Consider the following 21,300-nt stretch of genomic DNA (forward strand, 5'->3'; position numbering starts at 1 on the left):
GAGGACCGCGATGTTGCACCTCACGCTCGCAGGGCTGAGCGAGGACAACGAGCGGCTGCTGCTGGTCAGCGACAAGGGTGAGCGGTTCACGTTGGTCATCGACTCCCGGCTCCGGGCCGCACTGCGCGGCGAGCACGCACGCATCGGCCAGTTGGAGATTCAGATGGAAAGTGCACTTCGCCCACGCGATATCCAGGCGCGCATCCGAGCAGGTGACACCCCCGAGGCCGTTGCGCAGGCCGCGCAGACCACCGTCGACCGCGTGATGCCGTACGCCGGTCCGGTGCTGGCTGAGCGCGCCCACATCGCCGAGCGCGCCCAGCGTTCCTCGGTACGCCGCAAGTCGGGCGACGCGGGGGCCGCCCGTACTCTCGGCGACGCCGTGGCCGCGCTGCTGCGCTCCGAGAACACCGACCCCGAGACCGTCGAGTGGGACGCCTGGCGCCGCGAGGACGGCCGCTGGACGCTGTCCGCGGCGTACACCTCCGGCAAGCGGAAGGGCGTCGCCAAGTTCACCTACGACATGCCCGGCAACTACGTGCTGACCGAGAACGACGACGCCCGCTGGCTGGTCGGCGACGGCGTCGCGAAGGCCGCCGCTCCGGAGATGAAGGACGAGCTCCGGCAGGCCCGGCAGCGGCGGCTAGCCGTGGTCAACGAGGACGAGCTGCCGCTGGGCGACGACGCCATCGAGCTGGTCACCCGCACCGACGACGACGAGGCCACCGAAGACCTCACCGAGACCGTCGCCGAGGTACGCCGCACGCCCGACATCCACGAGATCGTCGAGCAGCCCGTCGAGGCCTACCTCGACGACGAGCCGCCCGCGCCTCGGCACGACATCGCGCACGCCAAGGCGGCGCCGGCAGCCGAGTCCGCGCCGGCCGACGCGGACGCCGAAGACGAGCCGCAGACCCGGCGCCCGGTCCGCAAGAACCGCGGCCGCGCCTCTGTCCCCAGCTGGGACGAGATTATGTTCGGCGGCGGGAAATCCGACTGACCGGTAGGGATAACCTCCGGGTATGGCCTACTTCGTCACCGGAGCCACCGGGTTCATCGGCCGCTTCCTCGTCAGCGAGCTGGTCGAGCGTCGTGAGGGCGAGATCTTCGTCCTGGTCCGCGCCGGCTCGATGGAGCGCCTGGACCGGCTCCGCAAGCGCTGGGGTGACCGGGTCACTCCCGTCGTCGGGGATCTCTCCGAGCCGGCGCTCGGCGTCGACCCGGCGTGGGTAGCCGCGAACGCCGGCGCGATCGACCACTTCTTCCACCTGGCGGCCGTCTACGACATGACCGCGGACGACGCGACCAACGACCTGATGAACGTCGCCGGCACCCGCAACGCGCTCGACCTCGCCGCCGCGCTCGACGCGGGCTGCTTCCACCAGGTCTCGTCAGTGGCGGCGTCCGGTGACTTCCACGGCCGGTTCGACGAGACCATGTTCGACGAGGGGCAGCGGCTGCCGTCGCCGTACCACCGCACCAAGTTCGAGTCCGAGCGGATCGTGCGCGAGGAGTCGCAGGTGCCGTGGCGGGTCTACCGGCCGGCGATCGTGGTCGGCCACTCCGAGACCGGCGCGATGGACAAGATCGACGGGCCGTACTACGTCTTCCCGCTGCTCAAGCGGTTCCGCGACCTGATGCCGTCGGCGCTGCCGATGCTCGGCCCGGACCTGGGCGACACCAACATCGTGCCGGTCGACTACGTCGCCGCGGCGATGGTGCACCTCGCCCACCTGCCGGACCAGGACGGCAAGGCCTTCCACCTGGTCAGCCCCCGGCCGCAGCCGGTCATCGAGATGGTCAACGCGTTCTGCGCGGCCGCAGGCGCGCCGCGGTTCGCGACACCGGTCGACCGCCGGGTCACCGACGTACTCCCCCGCCGGCTGCGCCCGGCCAACCTCGCCCAGGCGCTGGCCAGGACGCCGCTCGCCCAGCTCGCGCTCGACCAGAGCGTCGGCCGGCTCGGCATCCCCGCCGAGGTGTTCCCGCACCTCTCGTTCGCCACCGTCTACGACTCCCGGCTCACCGAGGCAGCGCTGGCCGGATCCGGGATCGTCTGCCCCGCGCTGGACTCCTACGCCCGCACCCTGTGGAGCTACTGGGAGAACCAGCTCGACCGCAGCACCGGCCGCAGCCGTGCCAACCGAGCGGCCCTGAAGGGCAGGTACGTCGTGATCACCGGCGCCTCGTCGGGCATCGGCGAGGTGACGGCGTACAAGGTCGCCCAGGCAGGAGGGATCCCGGTCCTGGTCGCCCGCGGCAAGGACAAGCTCGAGGAGGTGCGCGACAGCATCGAGAACCGCGGCGGACGGGCGGAGGTCTACCCGTGCGACCTGTCGGACCTGGACGCGATCGACGAGCTCTGCGCCCGGCTCGGCGAGGAGCTGCCGTCGGTCGACTACGTGGTCAACAACGCCGGCCGCTCGATCCGGCGCTCGCTGCGGCTGTCGCAGGACCGCTTCCACGACTTCGAGCGCACCATGCAGCTCAACTACTTCGGCGCCATCCGGCTGGTGATGGGGCTGATCCCGAGGATGCGCCAGAACCGCTCCGGCCACATCGTCAACATCTCCTCGATCGGCGTCCAGACCAACCCACCGCGGTTCTCGGCGTACGTCGCGTCGAAGGCCGCGCTGGACTCGTGGAGCAACGTGGTCTCCTCCGAGCTGGTCGGCGACGGGATCACGTTCACAAGCATCCACATGCCGCTGGTGCGGACGCCGATGATCGCGCCCACCAAGATGTACGACAAGTTCCCGGCGATCTCACCCGCGCAGGCGGCGGACCTGGTGATCAAGGCGCTGGTGGAGAAGCCGCACGAGCTGAACACGCTGCTCGGCAACGCCGGCGCGGTCGGGCACACGGTCGCGCCCAAGCTCGCGTTTCGGGTGCTGAACATGGCCTACCACGTCTTCCCGGACTCCGCGGCCGCCCGCGGCGAGCAGGCCAGCACCGGCAAGGACGCCGAGCGGGTGCTGCTGACCCGGGTCTTCAAGGGCGTGCACTGGTAGGCGGGTTGATCAGCCCGGGAGCCGGGTGAGGATCTCCTCTGCGTCGCCGGCGATCTCGGCAACGATCTCGGCGGCCGGGGTCAGCTCGGTGATCAGATCGACCGCCGCACTCGCCCACACCGCCAGGTAGTCCCGGTCCTGACGAGCCACGCCGTCGGCGTACTCGGCCAACGCGGCCTCGTCACCGCGCAGTTCGTTGACCCGGCCCTCCCACCGGTCCAGGAAGGCGTTGCGCAGCGACCGGCCCGGGTAGCGCGACGGCCAGGCCGACCGGCGGGCGGCGTCCAGCACGGTGCTGAGCACGGTGTCGTCGCCACCGCCGGTCAGCAGCGCCTTCTGCACCGCCTCCGGTACGACGGCCTCCGGGCACGCCTGGAACCGGGTGCCGACCAGCGCACCCGCCGCGCCGAGCGCCAGCGAAGCGGCCAGGCCACGGCCGTCGACCACGCCACCGGCAGCCAGCACCGGTACCGAGCCGGCCAGGTCAACGACGACCGGGACGAAGGACATGGTGCCGCGGCCGCCGCCGCTGTGACCGCCCGCGTCGACGCCCTGGGCGATGACAACGTCGGCGCCTGCGTCGAGTGCCTGCCGCGCCTCGTCGAGGTCGGTCACCTGCACGAACAGCTGCGCTCCCGCGGCGTGGATCCGGTCGGCGTACGGGGTCGGGTCGCCGAAGCCGAGGAACACCGATGCCGGTCCGTACTCCAGCAGCCGGCCGACCTTGGCGTCGTCGGCCGCCCAGGTGAGCAGGCCGGCGCCCCACGGACGGGTCGCCTTCTCGGCCGCGATCCGCAGCTGCGGCTCCAGCCATTCGGTTTGGCCGGGGCCGCCGCCCACGAAGCCGTACCCGCCGGCGTTGCTGACCGCCGCCGCGAGCTCACCGCCCGCGGAGCCGCCCATCGGCGCCGAGACGACCGGGTGGATGCAGCCGGCCAGCGTGGTGAAGGTCGTCGTCAGCGCCATGTCACCACCCCCGCGGGCCGGTGCTCCCGGCCGGGTAGGTGTTCATCGGCACCTGGTCCTTGCGCCACGCGGCCAGCACCGGCGCCACGATCCGCCAGCACGCCTCGGCGTGATCGCCGCGGACCGACAGCAGCGGGTCCCCGTCGAGCACGCCGCCGAGCACCTCGCCGTACGCCGTGAGCTCGCTGGTGCCGAAGTCGGCGACCACCTTCACCTCGTCCAGCGCGAGCGGGTCTCCGGGGCCGTTGACGTCGAGGCCGAACTCGATCCGCGGCGGCTTGAAGCCGATCACGATCGTGTCCGGCGTCTCCGCGCCCTTGAGCCCGTCTGGCAGGTGCGGGACCGGCTTCAGCGTGATCACCGCCTCCTTGCGGGCGGTGCCGAGGGCCTTGCCGGAGCGCAGCGTCACTGGGACGCCGTCCCACCGCCAGTTGCGGACCTCGACGGTCATCTCGGCCAGCGTCTCGGTGTGCCGGCCTGCGTCGACGCCCTCCTCCTTCGTGTACGCCGGGACCTTGCGCCGGCCGAGCGTGCCGGCGGTGTAGCGGGCCCGCCGCGAGTACCTCACCGGGTCGCCGTACGGCCGGGTGGCCCGCAGCACCTGCGCGGTCGCGTCCCGCAGGTCCGCCTCGTGCAGGGTGGCCGGCACCTCCATCATCAGCAGCGCCATCACCTGCAGGAGGTGGCTCTGGATCATGTCGATCAGGGCGCCGGCGTGGTCGTAGTAGCCCGCGCGCCCCTCGAGGGCTAGGTCCTCGTCGTACACAATCTCGATCCGCTCGACGTGCTGGCTGTTCCAGACCGCCTCGAAGAGCCGGTTGGCGAATCGCAGACCGAGGACGTTGAGCACGTCGGAGCGGCCGAGGAAGTGGTCGACCCGGAAGATCTGACGCTCCGGAACCAGCGAGCGGACCAGGTTGTTCAGCTCGGCGGCACTCTTCTCGTCGACGCCGAACGGCTTCTCCATCACGAGGATCGTGCCCTCGGGCAGCTCGACCGCGCGGAGTGCGTGGCAGACCTTCGCGCTGATCGCCGGCGGCAGCGCGAAGTAGATCGCGGGCGGGCCGTCGCACTCGGCCAGCAGCTTCTCCAGGTCGAGCGCCTGGGTCACGTCGGCGGTGACATAGCGGGACTGCTTGGCGGTCGCGGTGACCAGCTTGCCGCGCACCTTGGCGGTGGCGAACGCGTCCCGGACCCGCTTCTGCCAGGCGGCCGGCGTGAACTCCTCGCGCCCGGTGCCGAGCAGCAGCAGCGGCCGCCCACGGTCGCTGGCGAGCAGACCTGCGAGTCCCGGCAGCAGCAGCCGGCCCGTCAGGTCTCCGCTCGCGCCGAGCACCAACAACGTCCCGATCCGGTTGGTCATGGATCCCACGCTAGCGGTCATCAGCGCGCTCGACCGGCCGCTCCGGGTCGGTGATCCACCCGCTCCACGAGCCCGGGTAGAGCGCGGCGCGGACGCCGACCAGCTCCAGCGCGATGATGTCGTGGATGGCGGTGACGCCGGAACCGCAGTACGCCGCGACGTCGGCCCCCTCAGTGGCGCCGACCGCGGCGTACACCTCGCGGAGCTCCGAGGCGCCGCGGAACCGGCCGTGGTTGTCGAGGTTGCGGGCGGTGTGCACGTTGACCGCGCCCGGGATGCGGCCGGCGACCGGGTCGATCGGCTCGGTCTCACCGCGGTAGCGCTCCGGCGCGCGAGCGTCGATCAGCACCGCCACGTCGCGGACCGTGTCGGCCTCGACAACCGGCATCGACCCCGGCCGTCCCTCGAAGTCGCCCGGCTCGCGGTGGGACTCCTCGCCGGTCTCGACCGCGCCGCCCTCGGCCACCCACGCCGACCAGCCGCCGTCGAGGAGCCGCACGTCAAGGTGGCCGTAGTGGCGCAGCAGCCACCAGCCCCGGCCCGCGGCGTGCCCGGACCAGTCGTCGTACACGACCACGGGTCGCCTGCCGGACACGCCGGCGCGCCGCATCGCCGCCACGAACACCTCCGGATCAGGGAGCGGATGCCGGCCGCCCTCGCCCGGAGGCGCGGCCAGGTCGGCGTCGACATCGACGTACGCCGCGCCCGGGAGGTGCCCGGCCACGAACTCATCGCGGCCCGGCGGACCGCCCATCTTGTAGCGCACGTCCAGCAGCGTCACCTCCCCCACCAGGGTTCGCAGTTCGTCTGCCTCGATCAGCGGTCCGGCCATGGCTTCATCATGCCGGTGGGTGCTCCACCAGTGGTGACCGCGTGGCAGGATTCGCGGGTGGCTGAACTCCATTTCTTCACCGGCACCATGGACTCCGGGAAGAGCACGCTCGCCCTGCAGACCAACCACAACCACGCGGCGCGCGGCCGGGTCGGCCGGATCTTCACCACTCACGACCGGGCGGGCACGGCCACGCTCTCCAGCCGGCTCGGGCTCACCCACGACGCGATCGAGGTGGCGTCGGACTTCGACTTCTGGAAGTACGTCGTCTCCGCGCTGACCGCCGGCGGCCGGATCGACTACCTGATCTGCGACGAGGCCCAGTTCTACTCCCGGAACCAGATCGACCAGCTCGCCAAGATCGCGGACGAGCTGCAGATCGACGTGTTCGCATTCGGCATCCTCACCGACTTCCGCTCGCAGCTGTTCCCCGGCAGCGCCCGGCTGGTCGAGCTCGCCGACAAGACCGAGGTGCTGCAGGTCGAGGCCCTGTGCTGGTGCGGCAAGCGGGCCACCCACAACGCCCGCACCGAGAACGGCGCGATGGTCACCGAGGGGGAAGTGGTGGTCGTGGGCGACGTCGACCAGTCCGACGACGTCGACGTGTCCTACGAGGTGCTCTGCCGCCAGCACCACCGCCGCCGCCTCACCGCCGCCCGGGCCAAGGCCGTGAGCCTCGCCCCCGAGCCCCTCCCCTTCGGCTGAGCGGCGGACACAGCTAGTTGATGCGGACCAGCACCGCCTTCTGCGCGCCGCCGGTGCACGCGCGGACCTGCTCAGACATCTTGATCCCCCCCGGCCCGAGGTCGAAATTGCCACCGCCTCCGCGGATCTTGTCGCCAATCGCGAACCGGCCGAGCTCAGGGATTGTGATTCCTCGGCCATCCGGCCAGACCTTCGATCCCGCCGGCACCGACAGCGGATTGCCGCTGACGGTGAAGCAATCATGGGCGTTCACACCGAGGGTGCCGCCACTCAATGCGTCGAACTGCATCGCGCCTTCTGGCTCTGACGTCCGAACCAACAGGGTCGGCTGGCTAGCGCCGGTCGCTGGTCGCTCTGCTGGGTCCTCCGCTGCGGTCGTCTCCCCTCCGCAGCCGGCCGCAGCGAGCATGGCGGCGACCAGAGCGGTTAGGACAAGATGCCGCTTCGGGTTGAGGTTCAGGTGCATGTCGGCTCCTTTGGTACGACGCGTCGCACCGGCTTGGACGCGATCCGCGTATCGCGCGTTCCACCGGGCCGGCAACAAGGACCGTGATCCCGAACCCAGGCCACCGTTTTCGGGTCGAGCGGTGGCTACCGACGTGCGGACGCCCGCCCCGGGAGCGGCGCTGAGCGTCGTGCGCGGCCTGTTTGCACGTCCGAACCGCAGCTGATCGAGGCGCCACTCTGCCGGGATAGGGTTCACCGTCATGGACGACTTCGTCGAGACCCTCAAGAGCATCCGCGGCGCGCTGGCGCCCGAGCAGGGCCAGCGGCTGCGCGAGCTGGCGGCCGAGGTGAAGGAGGGCGCGATCATCGAGGTCGGCTCGTGGCGCGGCCGCTCGACGTACGCTCTCTCGCTGGGCTCGCGCGAGGGCAACCAGGCTCCGATCTTCGCGATCGACCCGCACGAGGCGTTCACCGGGATCTTCGGCGGCGAGTTCGGGCCGCAGGACCGGGCCGCGTTCTTCCGCAACATGCTGAAGACCGGGTCCTGGGAGAACGTCCGGCTGATCAACCTGTCCAGCGAGATCGTCACGCCCGGCTGGACGCTGCCGGTCGGCCTGCTGTGGATCGACGGCGACCACTCCTACGAAGGCGTCAAGCGCGACTACGAGTGCTGGGTGCCGTTCCTGCTGCCCGGCGCGCCGCTGGTGCTCGACGACACCATCCACCCCGAGGGCGGCCCGTACCGGCTGGTTGGCGAGCTGGAGGCCGCCGGCTGGCGGGTCACCGAGCGGGTCGGCAAGGTCGCCGTACTCCAGCGCGACTGAGCGTCGGTCGTCAGGCGACCAGGATCGGGATCAGCATCTCGTCGCGGGTGAGCGAGCCGTGCAGGCCGACCAGCAGGTTCTCGTAGGGGAAGTCGGTGGTGGACACGACCGCGGTGTCGCCGTGGCAGGCGACCACGACGTCGCCGATCCGCAGCCGGACCGAGGAGTCGATGATGCCGAACCAGCCACGCTCGGCGACCTCGTCACGGGTCAGCACCGTCGCCCGGTCACCGAGTACGCCGCGCCAGGTGGCCGCCACGTCGGCGACGGCGCCCGGCTGGCAGTAGAGGTGCCGGAACCGCGCCTCGCCACCAAGCAGGGTGACGCCGGCCCGCAGCTCCAACTGGTCGTCGACGTCGACCCGCGACTCGACCGGGCTGTCGATCATGCCGTGGTCTGCGACCACAAGCAGCCGCACCGACGACGGCAGCTCCTCGCGGAGGTGCTCGGCGGTCGCGTCGACCATCGCCAGCTGCTGCAGCCAGGCCGACGACGCGACGCCGTGCTTGTGGCCGGTCCAGTCGAGGTCGCCGTCGTACACGTAGGTCAGCGAGGGCGAGCGGCCGGCCGAGTCCAGGACGGCGGCGAGCCGCTCACCCACCCGGTCCGCTCCGACGAACTCGGCGCCGCGCTGCGCGGCAACGGTCAGCCCGGACCCCTCGAACTCACGCTTGCTCACCGACGCGACGTGGACGCCGGCCGCGGCCAGCCTGTCGAACGCCGTGGGGTGCGGCTGCCACTCGAGTGGGTCGACGGACTTGTCCCACCCGAAGAGGTGGTTGAGCAGCCGGTCGGTGCCGGGGATCCGGGCGGTGAAGCCGACCAGGCCGTGCTGGCCCGGCGTCAGCGCGGTGCCGAGCGAGGTCAGCGAGGTCGCGGTCGTCGACGGCACGCCGGCAGTCCCGTGGGAGGACGTCAACGAGGACAGGAACGGCGCCGCGTGCGAGTAGCGCTGCAGCAGCTCGTGGCCGAGGCCGTCCACCAGGAACACGACGTACGCCGGCGCGTCGGGCAGCCTCAGCGCGGAGTCCGGCCAGCCGTCGACGGCCGGCAGGTGCAGCCCGAGGGCCGAGGCGACCGCAGGCACCACGTCGCCCAGCGAGCGCTCCGCGTAGGCGGGCTCGACGAAGTTGCCGGGTAGCGGACCGGGATCGGTCACTGGAGGGACGCGCCCTGGGCGGTGGTGCCCTGGGTGTGGGCCGACAGCGTCGCCGCGAAGGACAGCAGCCCCGCCACGGCCTCCTTGCCGTCGGCCGCGGCCGACACCCGCAGCGAGAAGTCGTCGGAGGCCACCACACCGGTGTAGCCGTGGTCGGCGTCGCAGTTCGGGTCGTTGCAGGCGGCCGGCTCGAGGTCGATCCGACCGACGCCGCCCCAGCCGATCGTGACCACGGCCTCCGCCGGCGGCTGCGGTCCGGAGGTCGGGTTGGCGACCATCCGGGTGACCACGACCGACCTGACCGCCGACAGCGTGATCGCCTCGGTCGAGGTCGAGGTGTAGGCCTCCGGCAGCAGGTCGTCGCCGGCGTGCTCGTCGGTATGGGCCAGGACCAGCCGGCTCGGGGTCAGCACCGCGACCGTCAGGTGGCGGCGTACCTCGTCGCGCTCGAAGGTGGGCTCGTGGTGGACGTAGAACGACAGCACCCGCTCCCCCGCGAGCGCCGACTCCACGCCGTCCGCAACCACATCCGGGTAGTAGCCCGTCCGGTCGATCGCCTTCCTGAGGTCGCGGGATCGGTCGGCCGATCCGGTCGCCTCCGCGGTGCTCCTTCGCATGTGCGCAGTCTGTCACGGCTCCCCGAACGGCGAGCGCGGGTGGCCAACCTCGACTCGATCAGAGATCAGGCTCCGGGCTTGAAGATCGACCGTTGCTCGGCGTCGGCCGGCACCTCATCGTCGGGTGCCGCCATGTTCTGGCTGGCGGCGATCAGCCACCGCCCGTCCTCCTTCGACAGCACCCAGAGCGGGGTGCCGACGTCCAGCCCGTCCGGCGTCGTGTACACCTGCCGCAGCTTGACCGCCGCGACATCGGGCCGGATGAAGACCACGTGCTCGAGCTCGAACGCCACCGACAGACCTTGCATCCCGCCGGGCAGTACCTGGTGGGTGAACTCCGAGATCGCCTCCAGGCCGAAGAGTCGCTTGCCGCCACCGGTCGTCCAGATCGCGTCGGGACGGAACAGGGCAAGAAACTCGTCGGGTCGCTCGTTGTTCTGCGCATGCTCGACGGTCGCAACCAGGTTGCGGATCGCAGCGAGCTCTTCGGCGTGCGTCTGTTCGTCGATCGCGATTGTGCTCATGCCGCCAGTGTGAAATATCAACCTCGCTTGAGGTCAACCGGACAGCCGCTCCAGCCGGATCGGCAGCCCGTCGGCGGGCGTCGGACCGGTCCCCCAGGTGAGGGGTACGTCGTACCCGTCCGGCACGCTCCACCGGAACCGCAGCAACAGCTGGTGCATGACCGCCTTGACCGTCATGCCGCCGAAGTAGAGGCCGATGCACTTGTGCGCGCCGCCGCCGAACGGCGCCCATGCGAAGCGGTGGCTCTTGTCCTCGCGCCGTCCCTCGGCGAAGCGCTCGGGGTCGAATCGGTCCGCATCCGGCCACCAGCGATCCGACCGCATGGTAACGAAGTCGCCGAACCACACCCGGGTCCCGGTCGGGAGGTAGTAGCCGCACAGCTCGGTGTCCTTGACCGTCTCCCGCAGCTGCATGCCGACCGGGGCGTAGAGCCGCATCGCCTCGCGGAAGACCAGGTCCATGCTCGGCAGCCGGTCCAGATCCGCATAGGCGAGCTCGGTCTTGCCGAGGGCTTGCGACTCGGCCCGCAGCCACTCCTGCCACTCGGGGTGCTTGGCCAGCAGGTAGGCCATCATCGACAGGGCGATCGTGCTCGTGTCATGGGCCGCCATCATCACGAAGATCATGTGCGCGACGACCTCGTCGTCGGTGAACCGCTGTCCGTCCTCGCTCTCGGCCCGACAGAGCACACTGAACAGATCGTCACCGTCGCCTGCCCGCTTCGCCGGCAGCTCGCGGAGGAAGTACTCCTCCAGGAAGCGGCGGCCGCGCAGCCCGCGCGACCAGGTCAGGCCGGGAACCGGCGCGCGCACGATCGCCTGGCCACCGCGTACGGCGTTCACGAAGGCCCGCTCCAGCTCCGCGGCCTCCGGACCGACCTCGGTACCGACGAACACCTCGGTCGCTAGCTCGAGGAGCAGCTTCTTCGTCTCGCTGTACAGCGCGAAGTCCGGCGCCGGCTGCCAGCCGTCAAGCGCCCGCTTGATCTCGGGCGTGGTCAGGTCGAGGTAGCCCTCCAGCCGCTGCCGCGTGAACGCGGCCTGCAGGATCCGGCGGTGATGATGGTGCTCCTCCAGGTCCATCAGCATCACGCCACCGTGGAAGAACGGCCCGATGATGAAGCTCCAGCCCCGCTTCGCGGAGAACGCACGGTCCCGGTCGATCAGCATCTGCTCGGCTGCCTCGGGCCCGATTGCCAGCGCCATCTTCCCGCTGGGGCCGCCTGCCCACGAGACCTCGCCGTACTCCTCGAGCTGACGCCGGCTGAAGGCGAGCATGTCGTGCAGCGCAGCCAGCGAGGTGCCGAGCACCGGTGGGCCGAAGCTCCCCAGCACCGGCTTGAGGCCACTACCGGGCGGTGGCGCTGCCAGCGGCTTGGTAGGAGCGGGAAACCGCACGGTGGCCCTGGCGGCCAGCCGGCCGATCCTCCGGACCGTCCGGGTCCTCATCGTCATCATCGACCTCACGCTCCATTGCGGCTCGAACTGATGGCACCTGCCATCAGTTAGCCGGTCAGCGAGGTCGTTTGTCAAGATGTCCGGGTGAGTACGTCGCAGGTGTGGGGCGGTCGGACCGCCGAGGAACGCCGCGCGGAGCGGCGTGCCCGGCTGATCCATGCCGCCTTCGAGACCTGGGGCGACAGCGGGTGGGCGGCGGTGACGATGCGTGGTGTCTGCGCGAAGGCCGGCCTGACCGACCGCTACTTCTACGAGAGCTTCACCGACCGCGACGCGCTGCTGGCCGCGGTCTGGGACCAGCTCCGCGACGAGACGACGGCGGCCATCATCACGGTGCACGCCGAGATGGCCGACGCACATCCGCTCGAGCAGCTGCGCGGCGTCGCCGAGGTGGCCGTGACCCGGTTCGCCGCCGAGCCGCGCCGTGCCCGCATCCTGTTCGGCGACCACTCAGGCAGCAGCCTGCTCGAGGGCCGCCGCCACGAGCTCACCTTGTTGGTGACCCGGTTGATGGCCGAGCAGGGGCTGCCGTATCTGGCCACAGACGTCGACGAGGACGACTACCGCCATTCGATGCTGATGGCCGTGGGCGGAGTCATGGAGCTGGTGACCGCCTGGCGGGCCGGCGCGGTCGACCTGGACACCGACGGCCTGATCAACCAGATCACCCGGTTCGGCACCGCCCTGAGCAACCACTACCTGGCCGAGCCTCCCCACTGAGGCGGGTCAGGCGATGAACTGCCTGATCCTGGCCACCCGGCGACCGTCGTTGACCTGCCTCGCCAGCCTCAGGCTGCGAAGCAGCGCGGAGTGCGCGGCGCTGCCGCTGCCCGCATCCAGATGCGCCCGCCCCAGCTCCTCCAGGCACGCCGCCTGACCGGCAAGGTCGCCGATCTCCTCGCTGACGACCGCCCCGCGCGTCAACAGCTCCACCGCCTGGTGCCGATCGGTACGACGCAGCGCGCTGCCCAGCTTCAGCAGCACCTGCGGCCGCAACTGCTCGTGGCAGCCCGGACGAAGCAGGCCCAGACTCTCTCGGTAGCACTCGACCTGGCGCTCATGGTCGCCGGCCCTGCCGTGGATGTCGCCGAGATTGAGGTACGCAGTCACCCCGGTCTGGCCGTTGTCGGACAGCTCGCGGCTGAGGCTGACGCCAGCCTCGGCGTACTCCTGGGCGGCGACGAGGTCGCCGACCCGTATGTTCGTGTCGGTGATGTTGATCAGGCAGGCGGCCTCGGCGTACGGATCGCTGAGCGCGCGGAACTCCTCCAGGCTCTGCCGAAGCTGCGCCAGGCCCAGCTCCGGATCACCTTCCCAGGTAATTGCTAGGTCGACGATGGCCATGCCGTGGTCCATGCGAGCCATCGCGACGGCATCCGGACTTGCGCCGCGCTGGGCAGCGGAGTGGGCGGCACCGGTCACGACATGCCACTCCAACATGTGCCCGCGACCGAGGTAGAAGCTGAAGAGTCCGACGGACAGCCGCACGACCAACTGGTCTGCGACACCGTCGGTGGTCGCGATCTCGCTGACGTGGTGGCGGTGCTCATCCAACCACGTGAACGCCTCGGCCGAGGTGTCGAACCGAGGCGAGCCGTCAGCCCACGAGCTCTCGGCCCACGTGACCCGGTAGCTCGCCGGGCTGTACAGCACCGAGCTCCGCCAGGCGACGGCGGTAAACAGCTCGGCGACACGGTTGACTGCTGCGGTCCGCGCGGCATCGTCGAGCAGCACCTGTGCCTGCTCCCAGGCATGGGCGCGCAACAGGTCGTGCATGCGGTACCAGCCCGGCGTGACCGCCTCGACCAGGGCCAGGTCGGTCAGTCGTTCGAGCGCAGCCTCCGCGTCGTTCTCCGAGACGTCGAGCAGCCGTGCGGCGAGGAGCACCGACAGCTTCCCCGGGCCTAGCAGGCCGAGCGCGGCGTACTGGAGTCGCTGACCTTCGTCGAGCAGGTTGCTCGACATCGCGAAGCAGGCGCGTACGCCGACATCGTCGAACTGAAGCTCGTCGAGCCGGTGGTATTCGTCGGTCAGCCGCTCTGCCAGGTGCTCGATCGGCCACTGCGGCCGGCCGGCGAGCCGGGCACCCGCGATCTGGATAGCCAGCGGCAACCGGCCACACAGGCTGACCAGGAAGCCCGCCTCGCCGTACTCGGCGGCGACGCGTTCCTGGCCGAGCACGGTCGCCAGCAGGTCGAGCGCCTCGTCCAGAGGCAGCACGTCGAGGCGGACCTGGAACACATGTGGGAGCGAGTCCATGGCCCGGCGGCTGGTCACGATCGCCGCGGACCCCGGCGTGCCCGGCAGCAGGTCGGCGACCTGCTGGCTGTTCGCGGCGTTGTCGAGGATCAGCAGCATCCGACGACCCGCCATCGCGGACCGATAGGCCGCCGCCGAGGCGAACCCGTCATCGGGCAGATCGCGGATGCCGACGGCGTGCAGGACGAGGCTCATCGCGACCCGCGTGTCGAGCGGCCGGTCGTATCCGCGCAGGTCGAGGTAGACCTGGCCGTCAGGGAAGTGATCGGAAACGTGGTGTGCGACATGCAGCGCCAACGTGGTCTTGCCGACACCAGCCATACCCGTCACCGCGCACACCGGTACGCCGCCGGGTCGGGTCAGCTCGCTCACCACCGCGCCCGCCTCCGCCTTCCGGCCGGTGAACCTGGACGGCGGTGCGGGCAGCTGGCGCGGCGGCGGATGACCTTGGCGATCGGGCGTCCGGCGGGGCCTCGACACTCGTCGCGCGGCCGCGACCAGCTCGGCACGCTGCTCGTCCGTGAGCCCGAGCGCCTCCGCAAGCCTGGTGGTGGTGTGCCGGTGCGGGTGCCTGCGGTCGCCGCGCTCCAAGGCGCCGATCGCTTGCGGGCTCAGCCCGGCATTTCCAGCGAGCGCCTCCTGGGTGAGCCCTGCCGCCAGCCGGTGCTCGCGCAGCAGCCCCCCGAGATCTCGCTCCACCAGTCCTCCGCGTCAGGCATTTGTGTAAGTCAACTGTAGAGGTTGTCGCTGTTGCCCGATGTCGGCTGCCGAGACGATCGCTGCTCCTCCAACTGAGAAGAGGCAACGGCATGAAACGTGCACTCGTCCTGATCTTGCTGGCCGGCGTAGCGACCCTGCTCCCACAGGCAAGCGCATCGGCGGGCCCAGACCCCGACGGGCAGGTGGCGCCCCAGCTCACCGCGAACTGCCAGCACTCCCTCGGCGCCGGGGCTGTCCGCTCCGCGGGCGCGGTCACGCTCTACAGCGATCGCGACGTCCGAGTCGGCGCCGTGCAGCTGTGCAAGGACTCGAGCTCACGCTTCTGGGGCTACCTCACCCTCGACCAGCCGTTGGCTGCAGGGCGTTGGGCCAACGCGTACATCGACGCCTACTGGAACGGCGAGTACCGCGCGACGTACTCCTGCGCGGGCAGCGAGGGCAACGGGCACATCAAGCCGAACGAGCGATCGTGCTGGACCCGCAAGATCTACGGCACCGACCCGCGCTGGACCTACTACGTCTACGCCTTCGCCTGCTTCGGCGTCTTCGACGACACCAGTCGCTGCTACGCCGACGGCAAGACCAAGTTCACCCACCGCTGACCGAACCAGACCCACCCACTGAAGGAGAAGCACATGCATCGATCCACCAAGGTCGCTTTCGTCGCGGCCGCCCTGACCGCATCGGCTCTGTACGCCGGCCCCGGTACGGCGAGCGCCGTACCCGACGACGCCGAGCCGACCGCATCCTGCACCGCCTGGGTCAACAAGACCGGTGCATCGGCCCGCATCGAGCTCCAGGCGCCGCCGTACCCGGCCGGCGGTGGCATCCAGGTGCAGACCAGGGACTGCGCGGGCAGCGGCACCGACTGGCGCGAGTACCGGACGGCCATGCTCATCTACGGCCCGATGCGCAACGGCACCCGAGCCGTGGCCGGCGTCTACAACGGCGGCGACGAGGAGTTCTGCGTGGTCCTCCCCGGCGAGCCTGACCAGTGGTGCGCGACGCCGCCGATCAAGCACTCAGCGACCGCCGCGCGCGGCGTCGTCCAGGAGTGGCGGAACGGGACCTGGGTCACCTACGCCGTGGGCGTCTGGCCGACCGGCGGCTGACGCCGGGGGGCCACTAGGCCGTCGGCTCAAGCGTCCGGGAGGGTGTCGCCCGGGATCGTGCTGAGGCGGCGCACGAACCAGTCCGAGCGCGGGTCGAGCACCGGCTCGACCCGCGCTGCGGCTGTCAGCACCTCGCAGCCGGCGGCACCAGCGAGCACCAGCGAGAGGTCGAGGGTGCGGACCTGCGGGAGGTCGTTCTTCAGCTGGGCAACCATCCGCACCAGCCGCTCCACGTCCTCGATGTCGACCACCTCGCTGCCCCGGTAGCCGAACAGCATCGGCGAGGACTTGATCTCGCGGACCATCGAGGCGGCGTCGTTCTCGTCCAGCGGCGGGATCCGGTAGGCGCGGTCGGCGAGCAGCTCGGTCAGCGGGCCGGAGATGCCGAACTGGACCACCGGCCCGAACAGCGGGTCCTCCAGCGAGCCGATCGAGACGGGTACGCCGGGGTCGGCGTTGCGCTGGACGACGAAGCCCGCGGTCTCCGGCTCCGAGATGATCTGGTGCAGCTCATCCCACGCCTCGCGCATCTCGTCAGCCCGGTCGATCCGGCGGCGCACATGGGCCAGGTCCGGCCGCTGCCGCAGGTGCTCGGCGGTCGCCTTGAGGATGACGTTCCAGCCGAGGTCCTCCCCCGCCGCCACCGCCTCGTCGGCGGAGGCCACCGGCCGCGCCTCCCACAGGTCGATCCCGTAGCAGGCGAGCAGGCCGTGCAGCTCCTTGAACTCCAGGTCCCGGCCGTCTGGCGCGTGCATCAGCACCTCGTTGATCAACCGCCGGGCGCCGACCGCGTCGACGTCCTCCTCGGCGACCGGTGAGCCTTCCGGGGTCGCCAGCCATACGGCGTACTCGACGACCCGGGCCAGCGCCCGGACCGCCGCCTCGACCGCCGGGTACGACGGGACCGAGCCGCGGCCGGCCGTCGACCCCGCGACATCGGGCACCCGCAGCAGCTCCGGCACGCCCTCGGCACCCAGGAACGACGAGACCAGCGGCTTGTCCGACTGCTCCCCCACCGCCGCCAGCACGTTGGCGACCTCCTCGCCGGACACGTTGATCGGCGGGATGTAGAGCGCGATGACCGAGTCGACGTCCGGGTCGTCGATGGCCGCGTCCAGCGCGTCCTCGAAGTCCTCGGCGGTCGCGTCGGCACCCATCGAGACCGACTTGTTGACCACCAGACCGACAGCCGCCGCGGCGTCGGCGGCGAGCAGGCCGAGCGCGTCGGAGTTGCCGACGACCGCGACCTGCCGGCCCTTCGGCAGCGGCTGGTGGGCCAGCAGCTGCGCGACGTCGAACATCTCGTCGAGGGTGTCCACCTGGATCACCCCGGCCTGGCGGAACATCGCGTCGACAGCCTGCTGCGGCGCGGCGATGGTGCGCACGGCGTGCCCCATCGGCACGCCCTGGGTGGTCCGGCCGGACCGGACCGCGATGATCGGCTTGCGGCGCGAGACCCGGCGCGCGATCCGGGAGAACTTGCGCGGATTTCCGATCGACTCCAGGTAGAGCAGCACCACCTCGGTCGACTCGTCCTCCTCCCAGTACTGCAGGAGGTCGTTGCCGGAGACGTCGGCGCGGTTGCCGGCGCTGACGAACGTCGACAGGCCGAGTCCGCGGTCGTTGGTCTTCTCCAGGATCGCCGAGCCGAGCGCGCCGGACTGGCAGAAGAACCCGGCCCGGCCGCGGTTCGGCATCAGCGAGGACAGCGAGGCGTTCAGTGACCTTGCCGGGTCGGTATTGATCACGCCGAGGCAGTTCGGGCCGATCAGCCGCAGGCCGTAGGAGCGGGCCAGGCCGACCAGCCGCCGCTGCCGCTGTCGGCCCTCCTCGCCGGTCTCGGCGAAGCCGCTGGAGATCACGACCAGCCCGTGCACGCCCTTGGCCGCACAGTCGAGTACGACGTCCTGCACCGACTCGGCCGGCACCGCGACGATCGCCACGTCGACGTCGTCCGGGATGTCGCTCACCGTCTTGTACGCCGGCATGCCGGACACCGCGGCCGAGGTCGGGTTCACGACGTACACCCGCCCGGTGAAGTCGCCCAGCACCAGGTTGCGCACCAGCGCGTGGCCGATCGTGTCCTGCCTGCGGCTGGCGCCGATCACGGCCACCGAGCGGGCGTTGAAGAAGCGCTCGATCGAGGCCGCCTCCGCGCGGTGCTCGCGGTGCTGCATCACGCCCATCGCGGTGTCGGTGGGGTCGATCGGGAACGCCAGCTCCACCACGCCGTCGGCGAGCTCGCCGGTCACGTGGTAGCCGGCGTCGTGGAAGGTCTGCAGCATCCGCTGGTTGTCCGGGAGCACCTCGCCGATGAACTTCTCCACGCCGCGCTCGCGGCCGGCCTGGGCGAGGTGCTCGAGCAGCAGCTGGCCGATCCCGCGGCCCTGGTGCTGGTCCTCGACCAGGAAGGCCACCTCGGCCTCGGTCGGCGAGACCCGCTCGTAGCCTCCGAAGGAGATCATCTGGCCGGCCAGCAGCACCGCGAACGCCACCCGGTCGACGTGGTCGACCTCGGTGAACCGGCGTACGTCGCGCTCGGAGAGCTGCGGCATCGCGGTGAAGAAGCGGAAGTACTTCGACTGGTCGGAGACCCGCGCGTAGAACTCCACCAGCAGCCCGGCGTCCTCCGGCTGGACCGGGCGGATGTGAGCGGTGCTGCCGTCGCGCAGCAGAACGTCGGCCTCCCAGTGCCGGGGAGCCTTCACCGGCTGAGGTGCATCCGTCGCGCTCACGGCGAAAATCTACCGTGCGGACGCCGATGACGGCGTGCCAGGCGCCGAACGGTCGGTGTCGGCAGGGAGAATGCGCACATGGCACGTCGTACCTCTCAGCCACCCCTGCCCGAAGACTTTGAGGAGCACATCCTCGATATCGACGTCGGCGACGAGATGCGCTCCTCGTTCCTGGAGTACGCCTACTCGGTCATCTACTCCCGCGCGCTGCCCGACGCCCGCGACGGGCTGAAGCCCGTGCAGCGCCGGATCCTCCACACAATGAACGACATGGGCCTGCGGCCCGACCGCGGCCATGTCAAGAGCGCGCGCGTGGTCGGCGAGGTGATGGGCCGGCTGCACCCGCACGGCGACAGCGCGATCTACGACGCCCTGGTCCGGATGTCGCAGTCGTGGTCGATGCGAGTGCCGATGGTCGACGGCCACGGCAACTTCGGCTCTCCTGACGACCCGCCGGCGGCAATGCGCTACACCGAGTGCCGGATGGCACCCGCCGCGGTTGCGATGACCGACTCGATCGACGAGGACACCGTCGACTTCCGGCCCAACTACGACGGCCGGGAGATGGAGCCGTCGGTGCTGCCGTCGGCGATCCCCAACCTGATCGTCAACGGTACGACGGGCATCGCGGTCGGCATGGCCACCAACATCGCCCCGCACAACCTGATCGAGGTGGTCCAGGCGCTGCGCCACCTGATCACCCACCCGAAGGCCACCGTCGATGACCTGATGCGGTTCATCCCCGGGCCCGACCTGCCGACCGGCGGCAAGATCGTCGGCCTCGACGGCATCCGCGACGCCTACGAGACCGGCCGCGGCACCTTCCGGATGCGCGCGACCGCCCGGATCGAGTCGGTCACCGCGCGCCGCAAGGGCATCGTGGTCACCGAGCTGCCGTACGGCGTCGGCACGGAGCGGGTGGTGGAGCGGATCAAGACGCTGGTGCAGGCCAAGAAGCTGCAGGGCATCGCCGACATCAAAGACCTCACCGACAGGGCCAAGGGCCTGCAACTGGTGATCGAGGTCAAGAACGGCTTCCACCCTGAGGCGCTGCTGGAGCAGCTCTACAAGTCGACGCCGATGGAGGACTCGTTCGGCATCAACACCGTCGCGCTGGTCGACGGCCAGCCGCGCACGCTCGGGCTCAAGGAGCTGCTCGAGGTCTTCCTGCAACACCGCTTCGACGTCGTACGGCGCCGGACGACGTACCGCCGCAACAAGGCCGCCGACCGGCTGCACCTGGTCGAGGGCCTGATCATCGCGATCCTGGACATCGACGAGGTGATCCAGCTGATCCGCGCCAGCGACGACCGACCGGCGGCGCGCGAGCGGCTGATGTCGGTCTTCGACCTGACCACGCTGCAGGCCGACTACATCCTCGACATGCAGCTCGGCCGGCTGACCAAGTTCTCCAAGCTCGAGCTGGAGCGCGAGCAGGACGAGCTCAAGGAGCGGATCGCTGGCTTGGACGCGATCCTGGCCGACGACAAGCTGCTCCGGAAGGTGGTCTCCGACGAGCTGGGCGAGGTCGCGAAGACCTACGGCACGCCGCGCCGCACGGTGCTCCTGGAGTCGGCCGGTGCGCCCGTCGCCGCCACCGCCCCGCTGGAGGTGGCCGACGACCCATGCTTCGTCTTCCTGTCGTCGAGCGGCCTGCTGGCCCGCACCACCAGCGACGAGGCACCCGGCCAGGGCGGCGCCCGCGCCAAGCACGACGTGGTCACCTCGGCGGTGCGCACCACAGCGCGCGGCGAGATCGGGGTCCTCACCAGCGGCGGCCGGGTGATCCGGCTCGGCGTACTCGACCTGCCGACGCTGCCTGCGACGGCCAACGACCCGCACCTCACCGGCGGCGCGCCGGTCAGCGAGTTCGTGTCGCTGGAGTCCGGCGAGCGCGCGCTCGCGCTGACCGCGCTGCCCATCGACGGGCCCGGGCTCGCCGTCGGCACCAAGCAGGGCGTGGTCAAACGGGTGAACCCGGAGGTGCTCACCAACAAGGACGACTGGGAGTTCATCCGGCTCGCCGACGGCGACGAAGTTGTCGGCGCCCTCGACCTGACGACCGGTGAGGAGACGCTGTGCTTCATCACCACCGACGCGCAGCTGCTGCACTTCGGCGCCGACGCGGTGCGGCCGCAGGGCCGGGCAGGCGGTGGCATCGCCGGCGTCCGGGTCACCTCCGGCCAGCACGTTGCCTGGTTCGGCGCGCTCGACCCGGCGACCTCGGTCGTGGTCACCGCATCCGGCACCGGTACGGCGCTGCCGGGCACCGAGGCCGGCGCGGTCAAGGCCACGCCGTTCTCCGAGTACCCCGCCAAGGGCCGCGGCACCGGCGGCGTCCGCTGCCACCGGTTCCTCAAGGGCGAGGACGCACTGATCTTCGCCTGGGCCGGAGCCGCTCCGGCGCGAGCCGCCGCCGCCAGCGGCGCCCCGGTCGAGCTGCCCGATGCGAACGGCCGCCGGGACGGATCCGGCACCCCCGCCGCGCAGCCGATCGTGGCCTGCGCAGGTCCGGTGGTTGCGGACGCGCGCCTCGGGTTTGGTGTTTCCGACGATGTGGGAGGCTGA

General features: G+C 70.8%; 18 protein-coding genes. 8 read left to right on the plus strand and 10 right to left on the minus strand.

The annotated features are described in order from the left end of the window. Positions 1–10 precede the first annotated feature (10 nt). The gene (gene sepH, locus DDV73_RS05735; RefSeq protein WP_109506263.1) at positions 11–1,000 is read left to right on the plus strand and encodes a septation protein SepH; all 990 of its coding nucleotides are present in this window, start codon (positions 11–13) and stop codon (positions 998–1,000) included. A 22-nt stretch (positions 1,001–1,022) separates the two neighbouring features. Then, entirely contained in the window at positions 1,023–3,011 is a 1,989-nt protein-coding gene (locus DDV73_RS05740) for an SDR family oxidoreductase (protein WP_109506264.1), read from the plus strand. A gap of 9 nt (positions 3,012–3,020) precedes the next feature. On the opposite strand, the gene DDV73_RS05745 is transcribed toward DDV73_RS05740, so the two are convergent. From DDV73_RS05745 to DDV73_RS05755, 3 genes are read right to left on the minus strand one after another with little or no spacing between them, the layout of a single operon-like run. Then, complete coding sequence (locus tag DDV73_RS05745; protein WP_109506265.1) at positions 3,021–3,977, minus strand: NAD(P)H-dependent flavin oxidoreductase; 957 nt, start codon at positions 3,975–3,977, stop codon at positions 3,021–3,023. A gap of 1 nt (position 3,978) precedes the next feature. Further along, complete coding sequence (locus tag DDV73_RS05750; protein WP_109506409.1) at positions 3,979–5,340, minus strand: glucose-6-phosphate dehydrogenase; 1,362 nt, start codon at positions 5,338–5,340, stop codon at positions 3,979–3,981. A 10-nt stretch (positions 5,341–5,350) separates the two neighbouring features. Then, positions 5,351–6,172 (minus strand): sulfurtransferase, encoded by an 822-nt coding sequence (locus DDV73_RS05755; protein WP_109506266.1) that lies wholly within the window; start codon positions 6,170–6,172, stop codon positions 5,351–5,353. 57 nt (positions 6,173–6,229) lie between these two features. Between DDV73_RS05755 and DDV73_RS05760 the strand changes: the two genes are divergently transcribed. Beyond that, positions 6,230–6,877 carry a thymidine kinase gene (locus DDV73_RS05760; RefSeq protein ID WP_109506267.1) on the plus strand — a complete coding sequence of 216 codons (648 nt, stop codon included), beginning with the start codon at positions 6,230–6,232 and terminating at the stop codon, positions 6,875–6,877. 13 nt (positions 6,878–6,890) lie between these two features. On the opposite strand, the gene DDV73_RS27745 is transcribed toward DDV73_RS05760, so the two are convergent. Next, positions 6,891–7,343, minus strand: a complete 453-nt coding sequence (locus DDV73_RS27745) for a hypothetical protein (RefSeq protein WP_154402621.1) — start codon at positions 7,341–7,343, stop codon at positions 6,891–6,893. 241 nt (positions 7,344–7,584) lie between these two features. On the opposite strand from DDV73_RS27745, the gene DDV73_RS05770 reads away from it, so the two are divergent. Beyond that, positions 7,585–8,148 (plus strand): class I SAM-dependent methyltransferase, encoded by a 564-nt coding sequence (locus tag DDV73_RS05770; protein ID WP_109506269.1) that lies wholly within the window; start codon positions 7,585–7,587, stop codon positions 8,146–8,148. Positions 8,149–8,158: 10 nt separating this feature from the next. On the opposite strand, the gene DDV73_RS05775 is transcribed toward DDV73_RS05770, so the two are convergent. The 4 genes from DDV73_RS05775 to DDV73_RS05790 form a co-directional block, all read right to left on the minus strand. Beyond that, positions 8,159–9,307: an alkaline phosphatase family protein gene (locus DDV73_RS05775; protein WP_109506270.1), complete on the minus strand. Its 1,149-nt coding sequence runs from the start codon at positions 9,305–9,307 to the stop codon at positions 8,159–8,161. Beyond that, a complete protein-coding gene (locus DDV73_RS05780; protein WP_109506271.1) occupies positions 9,304–9,924 on the minus strand; it encodes a DUF5998 family protein in 621 nt (206 codons plus the stop codon). Before DDV73_RS05780 ends, DDV73_RS05775 begins: the two co-directional genes overlap by 4 nt. A gap of 65 nt (positions 9,925–9,989) precedes the next feature. Beyond that, complete coding sequence (locus DDV73_RS05785; protein WP_109506272.1) at positions 9,990–10,448, minus strand: SgcJ/EcaC family oxidoreductase; 459 nt, start codon at positions 10,446–10,448, stop codon at positions 9,990–9,992. Between the two features lie 33 nt (positions 10,449–10,481). Further along, positions 10,482–11,906, minus strand: coding sequence for a cytochrome P450 (locus DDV73_RS05790; RefSeq protein WP_206050727.1), 1,425 nt, complete (start codon positions 11,904–11,906; stop codon positions 10,482–10,484). A gap of 84 nt (positions 11,907–11,990) precedes the next feature. On the opposite strand from DDV73_RS05790, the gene DDV73_RS05795 reads away from it, so the two are divergent. After that, positions 11,991–12,626 carry a TetR/AcrR family transcriptional regulator gene (locus DDV73_RS05795; protein WP_109506273.1) on the plus strand — a complete coding sequence of 212 codons (636 nt, stop codon included), beginning with the start codon at positions 11,991–11,993 and terminating at the stop codon, positions 12,624–12,626. Between the two features lie 6 nt (positions 12,627–12,632). On the opposite strand, the gene DDV73_RS05800 is transcribed toward DDV73_RS05795, so the two are convergent. Then, positions 12,633–14,864, minus strand: a complete 2,232-nt coding sequence (locus tag DDV73_RS05800) for an XRE family transcriptional regulator (protein WP_109506274.1) — start codon at positions 14,862–14,864, stop codon at positions 12,633–12,635. Between the two features lie 110 nt (positions 14,865–14,974). Between DDV73_RS05800 and DDV73_RS05805 the strand changes: the two genes are divergently transcribed. Next, on the plus strand, positions 14,975–15,487 hold the full coding sequence (locus tag DDV73_RS05805) for a hypothetical protein (protein WP_109506275.1): 513 nt from the start codon (positions 14,975–14,977) through the stop codon (positions 15,485–15,487). A 33-nt stretch (positions 15,488–15,520) separates the two neighbouring features. Continuing rightward, positions 15,521–15,997: a hypothetical protein gene (locus tag DDV73_RS05810; RefSeq protein ID WP_109506276.1), complete on the plus strand. Its 477-nt coding sequence runs from the start codon at positions 15,521–15,523 to the stop codon at positions 15,995–15,997. Positions 15,998–16,023: 26 nt separating this feature from the next. On the opposite strand, the gene DDV73_RS05815 is transcribed toward DDV73_RS05810, so the two are convergent. Further along, positions 16,024–18,732, minus strand: coding sequence for a bifunctional acetate--CoA ligase family protein/GNAT family N-acetyltransferase (locus DDV73_RS05815; RefSeq protein ID WP_170126010.1), 2,709 nt, complete (start codon positions 18,730–18,732; stop codon positions 16,024–16,026). 78 nt (positions 18,733–18,810) lie between these two features. Here DDV73_RS05815 and DDV73_RS05820 point away from each other — a divergent pair, with 78 nt between their 5' ends. Continuing rightward, a complete protein-coding gene (locus tag DDV73_RS05820; RefSeq protein ID WP_109506278.1) occupies positions 18,811–21,300 on the plus strand; it encodes a DNA gyrase/topoisomerase IV subunit A in 2,490 nt (829 codons plus the stop codon).

The organism is Nocardioides speluncae (assembly GCF_003121585.1).
In the GTDB taxonomy this organism is placed as follows: domain Bacteria; phylum Actinomycetota; class Actinomycetes; order Propionibacteriales; family Nocardioidaceae; genus Nocardioides; species Nocardioides speluncae.